The following is a 12,060-nucleotide window of genomic DNA, read 5'->3' on the forward strand; positions in this document are numbered from 1 at the left end:
AGGCGGCTACAGATACAAGCCACCTTCACCCCAATGTTACCCACTGCGATCACTAATTCCGGTAATGCCTTGCCATGCCTGGAGTTCCGCGCGTACCGGAAGATTTGGTATCTTGCGTGCGGTGTCGCTTGCGAACCCTACACCGAAAGCGCATTCACATAGGCTATCGACTGCTCTATGGCCCTGGCAGCTGCCGGCAGATCATTGGCTTGATTCAAGAAGCCGTGAGGCAAGGCGTGGGCGACGGCAAGTTCAGCGGGAACGCCACGCTCTTTGAGCGCGTGGTACAGCTCTATGGAGTCGTCAAACAAGGGATCCAGCTCTGCAGCAAGCACATAGGTGGGCGGCAAACCGCCGAGTTCGCCGGCGATGGGAAATACTCGCCAATCCTCACTCGATGACGTGGGCATGTAAGCCTCAAGATAGCGTGCCTGCACCTGGTTGCTCAGCCCGAAACGACCATCCCCATAGGCCTGGAACGAGCCACCATCGCGGGAAGGCCCGTAGCAGCCATAGTAAAGAATCAGGGCCGATAATTCCGAAACCACGCCTTCATCCCTTCGCCGCATGGCTTCAACCAGCGCCAGGTTGGCTCCGGCGGAATCCCCGGCGAGGATGAGCCCACCACGCATTCCCAGGCTCCTCCACCGGCGGTAGAGCAAATCTATGACGGCACGAACATCTTCAAGCGCTGCGGGAAATGGGTGTTCGGGCGCCAGCGAGTACTCCACACCGCAGACCGGGGCTTGGGCTGCGCGCGCCAGATGGCGCAAGACCGTGTCGTGCGTCACGTTGGATCCGACGCACCAACCTCCTCCATGCAAATACACAACAGGGGTGCACTCAGCAGAGCCAGCGCTGGGATAGTACCAACGAAGCTTGATTTGTCGGCCGTGGGCGAACATGTCCTCATCCACCACGCTATGCATGGGGAGTCTGTTCTCGTGCGTGCGTTTGCGCGCCTCTTCCAGCAGACTGCGTGACTCCGGAAAAGGCAAGGCATACCGATCAACTTTGGCAACGCCCTCTGCTTGCTTCTCGAGCAGCCGTGTCAGCTCTGTATCCAAATGTTGCCCATATGGCTGTCCAGTCCATTTGTTGAGCACTGGCTCTGGCACCTGGTCAGTCCGGTTTGAACGCGACCGCCTCAATCTCAAACAGCCATTCTGGCCGTGCGAGCTCTTTGGCCACGATCAAGGTGGCCGCGGGTCTGCTTTCGCCAAGATATTGCTTGCGCACCGCGTTCACGGCTGCCAGATCATTCGAATCGAGCAAGTAGGTGGTGATCTTGACGAGATCTTGAACCCCCATACCTGCATCTTCAAGAATGGCAACCAGATTGCTCCACGCCGCATCGGCCTGCGCCTGAATGCCTGACGCCAACGCGCCTTGTTTGTCCACGCCAATTTGCCCTGCGATATGCAGCCACTGCCCAGGGCCACTGGTACGAACGGCGTGCGAGTACGCACCTACCGGAGGGGCAATGGCGGGTGAATTGCGGAATTCAGTCAAGATGGTCTCCCTTGAAGTTGCTGATGAGGTGAAAGAAGTGGCGCGAGCAACTGCTGCTGAACGCGCTCGAAGAGTTCAAAGCCGGGGCTCGCCAACTCTTCAAGAATGTCGAAATGGGTGCGGTCGGGGACGATCTGCAAGCTTGCGGAAATGCCCAGGCCTTTGACTATGTCGACGAAGTCCCGGCTTTGGCCAATGAACCCTTCCGTCTCCCGCCCACCCACAGCCACCAGAAAATCGTCGCAATAAAAGTGCGGAAGTACGCTCGGGCTCATGCTCAGCGCCTCATCTGGCGTCATACGAACGTCGTGATTCACGGTAGTCAGCAAAAGCGGTGGAAGTGAAAACACCCCACTGACCGGGACCACAGAAACAAAGGGATATCCACCGAGGTCCTCTGGTGGCGTCCCGCTCAGCATGGCTGCGAGTTGGCCACCAGCTGAGTGCCCGGAAATGCACACCCGGTGTGGGTCAAAATCAAGTTGGGCAGCCTGAGTGTTCAATAGCCGGACGGCGCTGGAAACCTGCTCGAAGATGTCAGTCACGCGGACTTCAGGTGCCAACTGGTAGCCCAGCATGGCCACTGCGATCCCACGCTTCACATACTCCTGTGCAATGAAGCTGAAAAGACGGTGATCCAGCGCACGCCAGAACCCGCCGTGTATGAAGATGAAAAGCGGGGCTGGGGCGTGCGGCGCGGCTGCACCAGCACCAGGTTTTAATTGCGGAGGAAACCAGTCGATCGAGCAGCGCTCGGATTCGCCATAGGAGATGCTTTTCCAGCCTTCTGTCTCAGAACGAAACTGCTCGCTGCGGCTGCGATAGTCAGCATAGACTGAATCGCGCTCCGGATGCCGAGGACGCAAGCTGTAGTTGAGCTCTTCTCGCCGCATCAACTCCAGAATGCCGTGTGCACTAGGACGTGTCATCAATTAACCCCCCCACGCGCTGACTCGCCCTGAGGATGGATACGCGAAGGCAGGCGCAGGCCGTAGTGATCTACGGCCAAGGCTGCTGGCAAAGTAGACGCCGCAGGACGAGCCAGCCCAAAGGGTTGCCAAGCCAGGGAGCGCCATGTGTTGTTGTGGCTCGCTTGTGTACATGAGTACACCGCCCTCACCACGCCTAGCCTGGCGCTCCCTGGCTTGGCAACGCATGGGGGGGTTAATTGATGACACGCCCTAACCTCCAAGATAAGCTTCCTTGACCCGCGCATCGGCGAGAAGTTCTTTGGCATTGCCTGAAAGCACCAGTCGGCCACTCTCTATGACATACCCGTAATTGGCATGCCGAAGCGTGACCTCGCTGTTCTGTTCGCAAATGAATATGGTCATGCCCTTGCCTGAAAGCTCGGATAGCGTCTCGAAGATCTGCTTGACCACCAAAGGGGCGAGCCCCATGGAAGGCTCATCCAGCAGAAGCATTTTTGGCGCTGACATCAATGCGCGCCCAATCGCAAGCATCTGTTGCTCGCCACCAGACAGCGTTCCAGCGGTTTGCGGCAACCGCTCCTTCAGCTTCGGAAACAGTTCCAGGACAAACTCGAGCTGGGTGTGATAGCGAGTGGCATCGCGCTTGATCAAGTACTGAAACGCCCCCATCTCCAGGTTCTCTGCAACGCTCAGCGGCGCAAACACCTTACGCCCTTCGGGTACCAGCGCCAAGCCTCTGCGGACCACGCGCTCAGCCCCCATTCCGGAAATATCTTGCCCTTCGTAACGAATCTCGCCGCGCGTGGGCTTCATCAGGCCACTGATGGCTCTCATCACAGTGGACTTCCCCGCACCGTTGGCGCCAAGAAGCGCAGTCACCGAGCCGGTTTCAATACTGAGATTCAGCCCGTGCAGGACATCACCGTGCCCATACGAAGCATGAAGATCACGTATTTCAAGCATGAACGGCCTCCTCTCCCAAATAAGCACTGATCACTTCCGGGTTCGAGGAAATCTCGCCAGGCGTGCCTTCGGCCAGGTAACAGCCGCTGCGCATCACCAGAATTTCGTGGCAAAGGCTCATCACCATGCGCATGTTGTGCTCTACGAGGACCACCGTGACGCCCAACTTATTCACTTCCTGGATCATGCTGACCACAGGGGCTTGCTCAGATGCAGGCACGCCAGCAATGGGTTCGTCGAGCATCAGTATCTGGGGTTCCGCCGCAAGGGCACGTGCGATCTCCAAAAGCTTCGACTCTCCGAAACTCAAATCTCCGGCAAGCCTGGTTGCACGGTCAGCGAGCCCCATTAACTTCAGCTTCTCGTAGGCGACCTCTTCGATCTTGATCTCTTCCTTATGGACGCTGGGCAAGCCCAGTAGCGCCTTGAGAAATCCGGTGCGGGCTTTAGGGTGGTAGCCGATCATGACGTTCTCGATCAGGCTCAGGTCAGGAAATATCTGCAGATTCTGAAAGGTGCGTGCAAGACCCAACGCCGCCCGCTCATAAGGTTGCAGCGTCTGGATTTCCGTTCCTTGCAGCTTGATGGTGCCGGCGCTCAGCTTCTGAATTCCTGCAATGGCATTGAACAGGGTTGTCTTGCCCGCGCCATTGGGCCCAATGATGCCCTTGATCTGCCCGGGCTGTACGCGCATGGTCAAACCGTCAACGGCATGCAGGCCACCAAAACTCACTCGTACGTTTTCAACGTCCAACAGTGCCATGAGGAGACTCCGTTTGGGGTTTGCGCAAGGGTTGGCTTTCACCGGCATGGACTTTGGTTGACCTGTCCCTGTACCAGCGCATGCATCGCTGCCCCAGAGAAGACACACCACCCGGAAGATAGAGCAGCACCAGGATCATGCCGACACCGAAGATCAGCAGTTCAGCATCCTGAAAGCGCCGCAGCAACTCAGGCACCCCCGTGAGCACGGCGGCACCAAACAGCGGTCCCCAAAGAGAACCCACACCACCGAGCGCGACCATCACAACCATCAGAACAGAGCCAAAGAAGCCAAAGGTCTCCGGAGAGGCAAACTGGTTGAAGTGCGCATACATGGCACCTGCAAGACCTGCCATGCTTGCGGAGATGCTGAATGCCACCGCTTTGGCGCGGAAAGTGTTGATCCCAAGCGTATTGGCCCCGATCTCACTTCCCTCTATGGCACGGAGCGAGCGGCCAGAGACACTGCAAAACAGGTTGATGAGACACCACATGACCAGTGCCCCAATCAACCACGCAAGCCAGAAGAACCGTCCCGGCGTGTCCAGGGCATACCCGAACACTTCGTAGGGAGCGATGGCGGCAAGCCCGTTGGGCCCTCCAGTAAGAGGGACCAACTCTACAAACATCACGGAAAGAATGCCACTGAAGCCCAAGGTCCCCATGGAGAGATAAGGGCCGCGCAAGCGCAACGTGGCCCACCCTACAAAGGCCGCAACGCCGCCTACGACCAAAATGGCGGCAAGCGTTCCCAACCAGGGGGAGATGTTCCAGCGGGTATTGAGCACGCCACTCACATACGCCCCCAGTCCATAGAACGCCGCGTGGGCCAGCGACACTTGCCCTGTCCAGCCCATGATGACGTTCAAGCTGGCAATCAAGATGAGGTTGATGAAGAAGTACACCCCCAGGCTGAGCACATACTCATTAGGGGCCAGCAAGGGCCAAAACAAAGCCAGCGCCCAGACAGCAGCCAGCGTCCACCGATGGCGGGCACGGCGATCTCCGATCGGAGATGTGGAAGTGGAATTTGAAGTGGAGAGCGTAGACATGGCTTACACCTTTTCCACTTGACCGCGTCCGAGCAAACCGTTGGGCCACTTCACAAGTACAAGCAAAAGCACCACAAATGCCACGGCGTCCTTGAAGTGCGATGAAATCACCCCCCCTCCGAAGCTCTCAGCCAAACCGAGGAGCAAACCGCCAATCATCGCCCCAGGCAGGCTGCCAAGGCCGCCAAGCATGGCGGCGCAGAAGGCTTTGAATCCCAGAATGGTTCCGTGGTCAAAAGAGATGAGCGTCAGTGGCGTGACAATCACACCCGCAACCGCACCCACTGCCGCCGCAAGCATGAACGAAAGACTCATGGTGAGCTTGGGACTGATGCCGACGAGCGCTGCCGCTTCGGGCTGTGCCGCAGCAGCGCGCATGGCCTTACCGAGGACAGTCTGGTTGAAGAAGTAGCCCGCTCCGGCCATCACCAGCGCTGCAATGCCAATGATCCAGAGCGACTGAGTCTCCAGCATGGCGCCCGCAAGTGAGATGGGACCGGTTTCAGAGAAAGAAGGCAGGCCGGCCGGGCTTTTGCCAAGCACCAGCATCACAATGCTCTTGGTGCAGATGGCAATAGCGATCGTCAAGATCGTGATTGACATGGGGCCGGGCTTCTTGAGTTTTCGAACGATCAGCCGTTCGGAAATGCCACCCACCGCCATAGCCACCACCACGGCCACCAGGAACGCGATGGCCAAAGGCACCTTGGCCGCATACAGCGTGGCGGCCACCATGCCGCCCAACATCACCCATTCTCCCTGCGCAAAGTTAAGCGCGCCGGTGCTCTTGAAAATGATGTTGAAGCCGAGTGCCACCATGGCATAGATGCTTCCGGTGCTGAGGCCTGCGAACAGCAACTGGAGGGTGTCGCTCATAAACCAGTCCCTTTGGTGAACAGCTTACAAAAGACCGAGCACGGGATGCTGCGGTCGGGTGGGGGCAAAGCCCAGCTGGCCCAGGCGGTCGAACGCGTTTTGCAGGTACTGCTTGAACGCGTGCTGTTCGCTTTCTGGAGTGGCTGCGCCAAGCCCGGCCTCTGCAGCCAGCGTGGCAGCAGAGGCATCTGGCCGTGTATCGATCTGTGTGGACAAGGTGGGGATGTGGTAGCCCGAAAAGGCGACCTCCGTGACCCAGGCAGTGATCTGTTTGGAGATCATCTCCTTGGTGGCTGCATCCATATGCGCGGCCCGCTCTTGCAGGTACAACCAACCAAACGACGCATGCCTTTCCTTGGCTTGCACCACCTGCTCGAGGATCTGAGCAGCGATGGGCTCCCTGGCGTTGCCAGCGTAAAGGCGAGCCAATTCCAGCTCCAGGCCATCCGCCATGGCGCACTGCGTGGCGACATAGGCATCCAGGGATTGACTGGCATTCAATGCATCACGGTAGAAGGTGCGGTTGATGACATCCTCCCAAGCGGAATTGGCAGGCCTGCTCTGGTAACCACCCAAAGCCTTGGCATAGCTGTGAAAGCATTCGACATGCCAGGCTTCTTCCGTGTTGCGCACGGTCAGGAAGTACTTGGGGTCTGACTCTCTATCCAATTCCAGGCAGAAGCGGATAAGCAAAGCGGGGGTTTCTGCCAGACCCGTGTACTCAAGCCACGCTCTGCGGCTCCATATCTGCTGGGCGGCCTGCAAGGCTGCTGGCGAGTAAGTGGAAAGGTCCAGTTTGCTCCAATCGATGTCCTTGACCGGGCTCCAGCGTCTTTGCTTTCCGGTCTCATACAGTTCCCTGATTGACTGAATGGAGCGATGAAGATCCAGCGGAAATCGGCGCTCTACCATGAGCGGCGTGGGTGCCGGGGCAGCGGCGGGTGCGTGTACCTGCATGATGTGCTTTTCTCCTGAAGTCTTGCGCTACGCGGCGATCAAAATTCCCCGTCGATCTTGGGATGGCGGAACATAGGTAGCTGGATGCCCCATGACTCCTCCATCTGACGGCGAATCCTTTGAACGGAAGCCACGAACACGGGCTTTTCCAGCTCTTCCACCGTTGCGCCCAGTCCAGCCTGCCAGGTGATGCGGTCAGTCTCCACCTCTGCTGACTTGGCCGCGCCCTCGGTAGCCAGCCAGGCGCTGTGATAGCCATTGAGCTCCACCTTCTCGATCATCAGCACAACCGCGTCTTCCACTGCCTTCAACTGAGCTTTGGAGAGATGAGGGATACGGTTGTCCATGAACGCCCAGCCGAAGGCGCAGTGGCGCACTTCATCCCGCATGATGCTCTTGAGCACCTGGCGCGCCACAGGGTTCGGCGTGATGTCAATCAGGTGGCGAAACACATCGAACGCAATTTCTTCGGCCGCACACACCAGCGCAGCAATGACACCTTCCAAGGGCACGCTCGGATCGAGAGCCATCTTGCGCACTCCATGAGTGGCTATCGCACCTTGGAACTCCGATTGGTCCGGTTGCTGGATGTAGCCGCCGAGTTTCTCCGCCATACGAAAGCACACCTCAGCATGGCGTGACTCCTCCTGCGTTCGGATGGAGAAGTAGAGCCGCATATCAGGCGGGCAGTTTTCCTGGCAAAAGCGGATCTGCAAAGCGGGCGATTCAGAAATGGCTCCGTACTCGCCCCACGCACGCCGGCTCCAATACATGCGGGCTGCGTAGAGTTGCTCGGTCGTGTACTGCGATGGGTCCAGTAGCGACCACTCGATATCTGTCGCTGGGTTCCACTGGTTGTTCGTTGCCGAGTGGAATAAGTTGCGCACGCGTGGTACGGCGATATCCAGCTCCAGCGGGAAACGGTTCTCGGGCGCATCCAGTATGGTGGGTGCGGCTGCTGCGATTGCACTCATGTCGATCTCCTTGTGGGGTGCGCCTGATTACTTGTAGTCCGCCAGGCGGAACCGGCCGTCTTCGTACTTCAGCAAGACAAGATCGGACTTCGACAGACCGGAATGCTGAGTAGAGGAAAAATTGAACGTTCCGCCAACGCCGTGGTAGTTCTGAACGCCTTGAATGGCATCGCGCACTTTGGCCTTGTCGACATTGCCTTTTTCCAGAGCCATCTTGGCCAGGTAGATGGCGTCGTAGGTCTGCGCAACGAATTGATTGGGGCGCCGCTTGAAGCGTGCCTCGAACGCCTTGTTGAGCGTAAGGATTCGAGCCTTGACGGGATCGCTATCAGGAAGGTCTTCTCCCACCGGAAACTTCACGCTGACCAACAAAACGCCCTTGGCTGCGTCGCCGGCAAGATCCATGTAGCGCTTGTCTACGAAGCCATAGCTATGAATGAATGGAATGTTGCCCATGCCCAGCGTCTTGGCCTGCCTCATGGCAACCACCCCAGCAGGCGTGACTGTCCAGCAAACCAGCGCCTGCACTCCCGCAGCCTTCAGCTTGTTGATCTGAGGCGTCATGTCCGTATCGTTCGGGTTGAACGACTCGTAGATCACATCCAGCCCGCGCTTGGGTGCCACTTTCTTCCATTGCTCGACTGCGCTCTGACCGAAGCCGGAAGAATCCGCCAGCATGCCGACTTTCTTGATTTTGTTCTTGTCAAAGTAGTCGGCAATCCGTTCAACCGCCTGGTCATCATCCACCGTGCTTTTGAACGTCCAGGGGCGTTCGGCCACAGGCGTGACGATTTGCATGCTTCCTTCAGTGGAAATAAAAGGAACCTGCGCCTTCTCGGTCAATTGCAACATGGCAATGGCCATGCCGCTCATGTTGCCCCCGCCGACAATCATCTCCACCTTGTCTTGGGTAAGCAGGCGGCGCGTGGCGCTCAGTCCCTTCTGCGTCTGGCTTTCAGCATCGTAGAAGACCCACTCGATTTTCTTGCCATTCACACCGCCCTTGGCGTTGATTTCATCCAAGGCAAGCTCCATCCCCGCTTTCATGTCGTCACCCAGAAAAGCAGCAGGTCCGGTGACTGAGAGCACAGAACCGATCTTGTAGGTGGACTGAGCCTTGGCTGACGTGGACAGACCCGTCATCAAAAGACCAAGCAACTTCAGAGTCGTACGTTTGGAAAAAGATGTATTCATGGCAGTCGAGGGTTGGTGGTGGGAAATGGGCAAGCGATGTCCGGGGATCAATCGCTGACTTCGGTCGATAGCGTCCCGCTGAGAGTGTTGGCGGGATGAGAAGCGAAGTGAGCGCTTGAAAGTGCAACCGAGAAGGTGTGGCGTACAGACTTGCCAGGCGAGTAGGAACGCCCACACATCACAGGCAGACCTTCTTTGCAGAAGTAGATGAGCTCCCTCACCATGACCGCTGATTCAGGCGGAACGCTAAGCAGAGTCCCGAGTTCACTGCCCGCTATCACCGCTTCGATACTGTTTTGAGCGTGAGACAAGGTCACCCTGCGCGAGAGGAGATCCAGAAGCGAGTGCCGTGTTGCTTCCTGTTCGGAAATTGAGCCCGCCAGGTCAGGATGGATATACCGGTAGTCGTAGGACACCGTAGCGTCGCCGCTTCTGCGCTGGCGCTCAATATGAAGTACATCCAGCCCGGCACTGACACCCAGGTGAAAGGCCACACTCTCAGGGCAAGGCAGGATGGCAAAACTGCGAAGACTGAAAGTGAGCGGGCGTCCGCCCTTCTCCCACTGATTCTGGAAGTCCATCTGAGGACCAAAGATCTCATCGAACTTTTCGGTATTGACAAAGGTACCTTGGCCTTGAACCCGGCGCAGCAGCCCTTGTGTGACGAGCTCCTGAATGGCTTGCCGCACCGTATAGCGGCTGACACCAAACATGGCGCCAACCTCCTGATCGGAATAGAAACGCCCGCCAGGTAGCGCTTCGGTCTGGATGATGGCTTGCAGCCGGCGCTTGAGCTGCGCATACAACGGCAGAGCGGAATCGCGATCAAGCCCGAGTTCTTGCACGGCTGGATCGGCATTGCCCGGGCGGCCGGGGCCCTGTGTTCTATCTGGATTTGACATGACGATAAAAGAAATAATTTCCACTCATCAGCTTGTACGGATATCATGATATGCAGTCAATCTTGTGTCAACAGCTTTTTTCTTCAAAGGTGCTGCTTAGATGCCCATTGCACTTATCGACTTCCCTAATACGCCGCTGCAGGGAGTGAGCCCACTGAGCTTCGCAGACCCTGCTTCACTGAACGAGTTCGATCTGGTGGTCTGGCGGCCCGCAGCCATTGCCAGCGTCTATTCAAGAGACGACTCCTTCGAGGGCACGCCGGTACTGGATGTACGAGACTCGCAGCGGGTGTTCACCCATATCCGTTACTGGCGCACCGAGTTCGAGGAATTCCTGGCACGGGGCGGCACGCTCGTGATGCTCGCCCCGGGCTTCACCAGGATGGGTCTGCATACGGTGCAGGACGTGGTTCCGTTCGACGTGATCGAAGCGCTACCGGGCTATAGGAACCTGCACCATGAAGCGTGCAAGCCTTCGGCGCTCAGATGTGACGCAGGCGAGCCATTTCGGCGGTTTTTTGACACGTTCGGCGAGCATTTCGTGGCCAGCGCCACGTTCACCTCCGGCGAGGCACAGGCCATTGCATCCGTCTCTGACGGCGACGGAATTTGCGCGGTCTATGAATACCATCATCCGGGCCGGGTACTGGTCATTCCGGAATTGCGGGAAACCATAAGCCCATCAACCCTGGCCAAGATGGTTGATGCACTTGACGACCTCAGCGCACGCCTGCGGCTGGATGCCAGGGTTTCAGGATATGTCGGCGCTCGTCCCGTGGTCACCGAGCGAGAACGCGCCTTGCGTCAAGAACTGGCGGAGACATCTCAAAAACGCCGGGCGTTGCAGGCCACCGAAGCAGCGCTACTCAAGGAGCTTTCCGACATTGCGTTCTTTGGTCAACTTGAACATGGTGACCGGGTTGGAGTGATCAATGCAGCTCTACAGGTGTTGCATGCGCTGGGCGCGTATGTGCAACACGGCATTGGATCTACCGGCACAGTGATGTTTGAACACATGGGTCACGCTTGTGTGCTGGTGTTGCTGGAAGAGGCGGACATCTCACGCGGCCAGGGTTTGCCGAAGATTCTCCGTGAAAAATCGCAGCCCTGGGCCAATGAGCTGAACCGCGAAGTGGTACCTATCGCATTCATTGCCGGTGCCAACTCCGAGGAAATCTTGCGCCACGCTAAGCCACAGTCCACTAGCTCTGAGTCCATTTCCTGGCTGACTGGAGCTACCCTGCAGCTCGCATACAAGGAAAGAAATTTTGATTTCCTGGATGACGTCCGAGCCAAGGAGACAGCACCCACCTACCCGGCCCGCTGAACAACGTGGATCCTGAGCGTCGGTCAGATATACCGGCAGGACTGATGAGGTTGTACAAGGGTGATCTGCCGTCTAGCTCTGGCGGAAGACCTAGCGCGTGGCGTCAACTAAAATCCCCACGCGTTGCCAAGCCAGGGGGCTGACACGCCCTAAGGTTTTTCGTTCTACAAGCTCTCCATCATGACCACTGAAAACTTCGCCAACGTCACCCTGACTACCAAAGCCAGCGTCTATTTTGACGGCAAGTGCGTTTCCCACGGCTTTACCCTGGCCGACGGCACCAAGAAAAGCGTGGGTGTCGTCTTGCCCGCAACGCTGACATTCAACACCGGCGCTGCCGAGATCATGGAATGCGTGGGCGGCCATTGCGAATACAAACTGGCCGGCTCCAACGAATGGAAGAATTCCGGCCCAGGAGAAAAGTTCAGCATTCCGGCCAATTCTTCATTCGAAATCAGAGTGACCGAGCCGTATCACTACATCTGCCATTTCGGCTGATCGCACTGGCTGTACATTGGCTCCCGGAAGCTTTGCACCCCAGGCATCACGAAATCAGCGCTCCGTCTCTGGCAGGTGTGACTGCCCAGAGCACGGGGGTTGAACTTTGCC

The 12,060-nt window shown here is 57.6% G+C and carries 13 protein-coding genes; 2 read left to right on the plus strand and 11 right to left on the minus strand.

Annotated features, from left to right (window positions below; translation table 11 throughout):
• Positions 1-137: 137 nt before the first annotated feature.
• The 11 genes from ABIE13_RS08535 to ABIE13_RS08585 all read right to left on the minus strand — a co-directional run bounded on the left by ABIE13_RS08535 (position 138) and on the right by ABIE13_RS08585 (position 10,124).
• Positions 138-1,067, minus strand: a complete 930-nt coding sequence (locus ABIE13_RS08535; protein WP_354442703.1) for an alpha/beta hydrolase — start codon at positions 1,065-1,067, stop codon at positions 138-140.
• A gap of 55 nt (positions 1,068-1,122) precedes the next feature.
• Positions 1,123-1,512 carry a RidA family protein gene (locus tag ABIE13_RS08540; protein WP_354442704.1) on the minus strand — a complete coding sequence of 130 codons (390 nt, stop codon included), beginning with the start codon at positions 1,510-1,512 and terminating at the stop codon, positions 1,123-1,125.
• The gene (locus tag ABIE13_RS08545; RefSeq protein WP_354442705.1) at positions 1,509-2,441 is read right to left on the minus strand and encodes an alpha/beta hydrolase; all 933 of its coding nucleotides are present in this window, start codon (positions 2,439-2,441) and stop codon (positions 1,509-1,511) included. Before ABIE13_RS08545 ends, ABIE13_RS08540 begins: the two co-directional genes overlap by 4 nt.
• 252 nt (positions 2,442-2,693) lie before the next feature.
• Positions 2,694-3,407: an ABC transporter ATP-binding protein gene (locus ABIE13_RS08550; RefSeq protein ID WP_354442706.1), complete on the minus strand. Its 714-nt coding sequence runs from the start codon at positions 3,405-3,407 to the stop codon at positions 2,694-2,696.
• Entirely contained in the window at positions 3,400-4,170 is a 771-nt protein-coding gene (locus ABIE13_RS08555) for an ABC transporter ATP-binding protein (RefSeq protein ID WP_354442707.1), read from the minus strand. The genes ABIE13_RS08550 and ABIE13_RS08555 overlap by 8 nt, the downstream gene beginning before the upstream one ends.
• Positions 4,151-5,221, minus strand: a complete 1,071-nt coding sequence (locus tag ABIE13_RS08560) for a branched-chain amino acid ABC transporter permease (protein ID WP_354442708.1) — start codon at positions 5,219-5,221, stop codon at positions 4,151-4,153. The genes ABIE13_RS08555 and ABIE13_RS08560 overlap by 20 nt, the downstream gene beginning before the upstream one ends.
• A gap of 3 nt (positions 5,222-5,224) precedes the next feature.
• The gene (locus ABIE13_RS08565) at positions 5,225-6,097 is read right to left on the minus strand and encodes a branched-chain amino acid ABC transporter permease (protein ID WP_354442709.1); all 873 of its coding nucleotides are present in this window, start codon (positions 6,095-6,097) and stop codon (positions 5,225-5,227) included.
• A 24-nt stretch (positions 6,098-6,121) separates the two neighbouring features.
• On the minus strand, positions 6,122-7,054 hold the full coding sequence (locus tag ABIE13_RS08570; protein ID WP_354442710.1) for a hypothetical protein: 933 nt from the start codon (positions 7,052-7,054) through the stop codon (positions 6,122-6,124).
• Positions 7,055-7,092: 38 nt separating this feature from the next.
• A complete protein-coding gene (locus ABIE13_RS08575) occupies positions 7,093-8,028 on the minus strand; it encodes a ferritin-like domain-containing protein (protein WP_354442711.1) in 936 nt (311 codons plus the stop codon).
• Positions 8,029-8,055: 27 nt separating this feature from the next.
• Positions 8,056-9,222, minus strand: a complete 1,167-nt coding sequence (locus ABIE13_RS08580) for an ABC transporter substrate-binding protein (RefSeq protein WP_354442712.1) — start codon at positions 9,220-9,222, stop codon at positions 8,056-8,058.
• Positions 9,223-9,269: 47 nt separating this feature from the next.
• Complete coding sequence (locus ABIE13_RS08585; protein WP_354442713.1) at positions 9,270-10,124, minus strand: GntR family transcriptional regulator; 855 nt, start codon at positions 10,122-10,124, stop codon at positions 9,270-9,272.
• Positions 10,125-10,224: 100 nt separating this feature from the next.
• Between ABIE13_RS08585 and ABIE13_RS08590 the strand changes: the two genes are divergently transcribed.
• Complete coding sequence (locus tag ABIE13_RS08590; protein ID WP_354442714.1) at positions 10,225-11,451, plus strand: hypothetical protein; 1,227 nt, start codon at positions 10,225-10,227, stop codon at positions 11,449-11,451.
• 180 nt (positions 11,452-11,631) lie between these two features.
• The gene (locus tag ABIE13_RS08595; RefSeq protein ID WP_354442715.1) at positions 11,632-11,949 is read left to right on the plus strand and encodes a pyrimidine/purine nucleoside phosphorylase; all 318 of its coding nucleotides are present in this window, start codon (positions 11,632-11,634) and stop codon (positions 11,947-11,949) included.
• Positions 11,950-12,060: the final 111 nt, after the last annotated feature.

Source organism: Ottowia thiooxydans (genome assembly GCF_040548795.1).
Taxonomy (GTDB): Bacteria; Pseudomonadota; Gammaproteobacteria; order Burkholderiales; family Burkholderiaceae_C; genus Ottowia; species Ottowia thiooxydans_A.

Coding starts and splice junctions, on each gene's coding strand:
- ABIE13_RS08590 (WP_354442714.1), top strand. CDS start 10,225: ATGCCCATTGCACTTATCGACTTCCCTAATACGCCGCTGCAGGGAGTG.
- ABIE13_RS08550 (WP_354442706.1), bottom strand. CDS start 3,407: ATGCTTGAAATACGTGATCTTCATGCTTCGTATGGGCACGGTGATGTC.
- ABIE13_RS08580 (WP_354442712.1), bottom strand. CDS start 9,222: ATGAATACATCTTTTTCCAAACGTACGACTCTGAAGTTGCTTGGTCTT.
- ABIE13_RS08570 (WP_354442710.1), bottom strand. CDS start 7,054: ATGCAGGTACACGCACCCGCCGCTGCCCCGGCACCCACGCCGCTCATG.
- ABIE13_RS08565 (WP_354442709.1), bottom strand. CDS start 6,097: ATGAGCGACACCCTCCAGTTGCTGTTCGCAGGCCTCAGCACCGGAAGC.
- ABIE13_RS08595 (WP_354442715.1), top strand. CDS start 11,632: ATGACCACTGAAAACTTCGCCAACGTCACCCTGACTACCAAAGCCAGC.
- ABIE13_RS08545 (WP_354442705.1), bottom strand. CDS start 2,441: ATGACACGTCCTAGTGCACACGGCATTCTGGAGTTGATGCGGCGAGAA.
- ABIE13_RS08560 (WP_354442708.1), bottom strand. CDS start 5,221: ATGTCTACGCTCTCCACTTCAAATTCCACTTCCACATCTCCGATCGGA.
- ABIE13_RS08555 (WP_354442707.1), bottom strand. CDS start 4,170: ATGGCACTGTTGGACGTTGAAAACGTACGAGTGAGTTTTGGTGGCCTG.
- ABIE13_RS08585 (WP_354442713.1), bottom strand. CDS start 10,124: ATGTCAAATCCAGATAGAACACAGGGCCCCGGCCGCCCGGGCAATGCC.
- ABIE13_RS08575 (WP_354442711.1), bottom strand. CDS start 8,028: ATGAGTGCAATCGCAGCAGCCGCACCCACCATACTGGATGCGCCCGAG.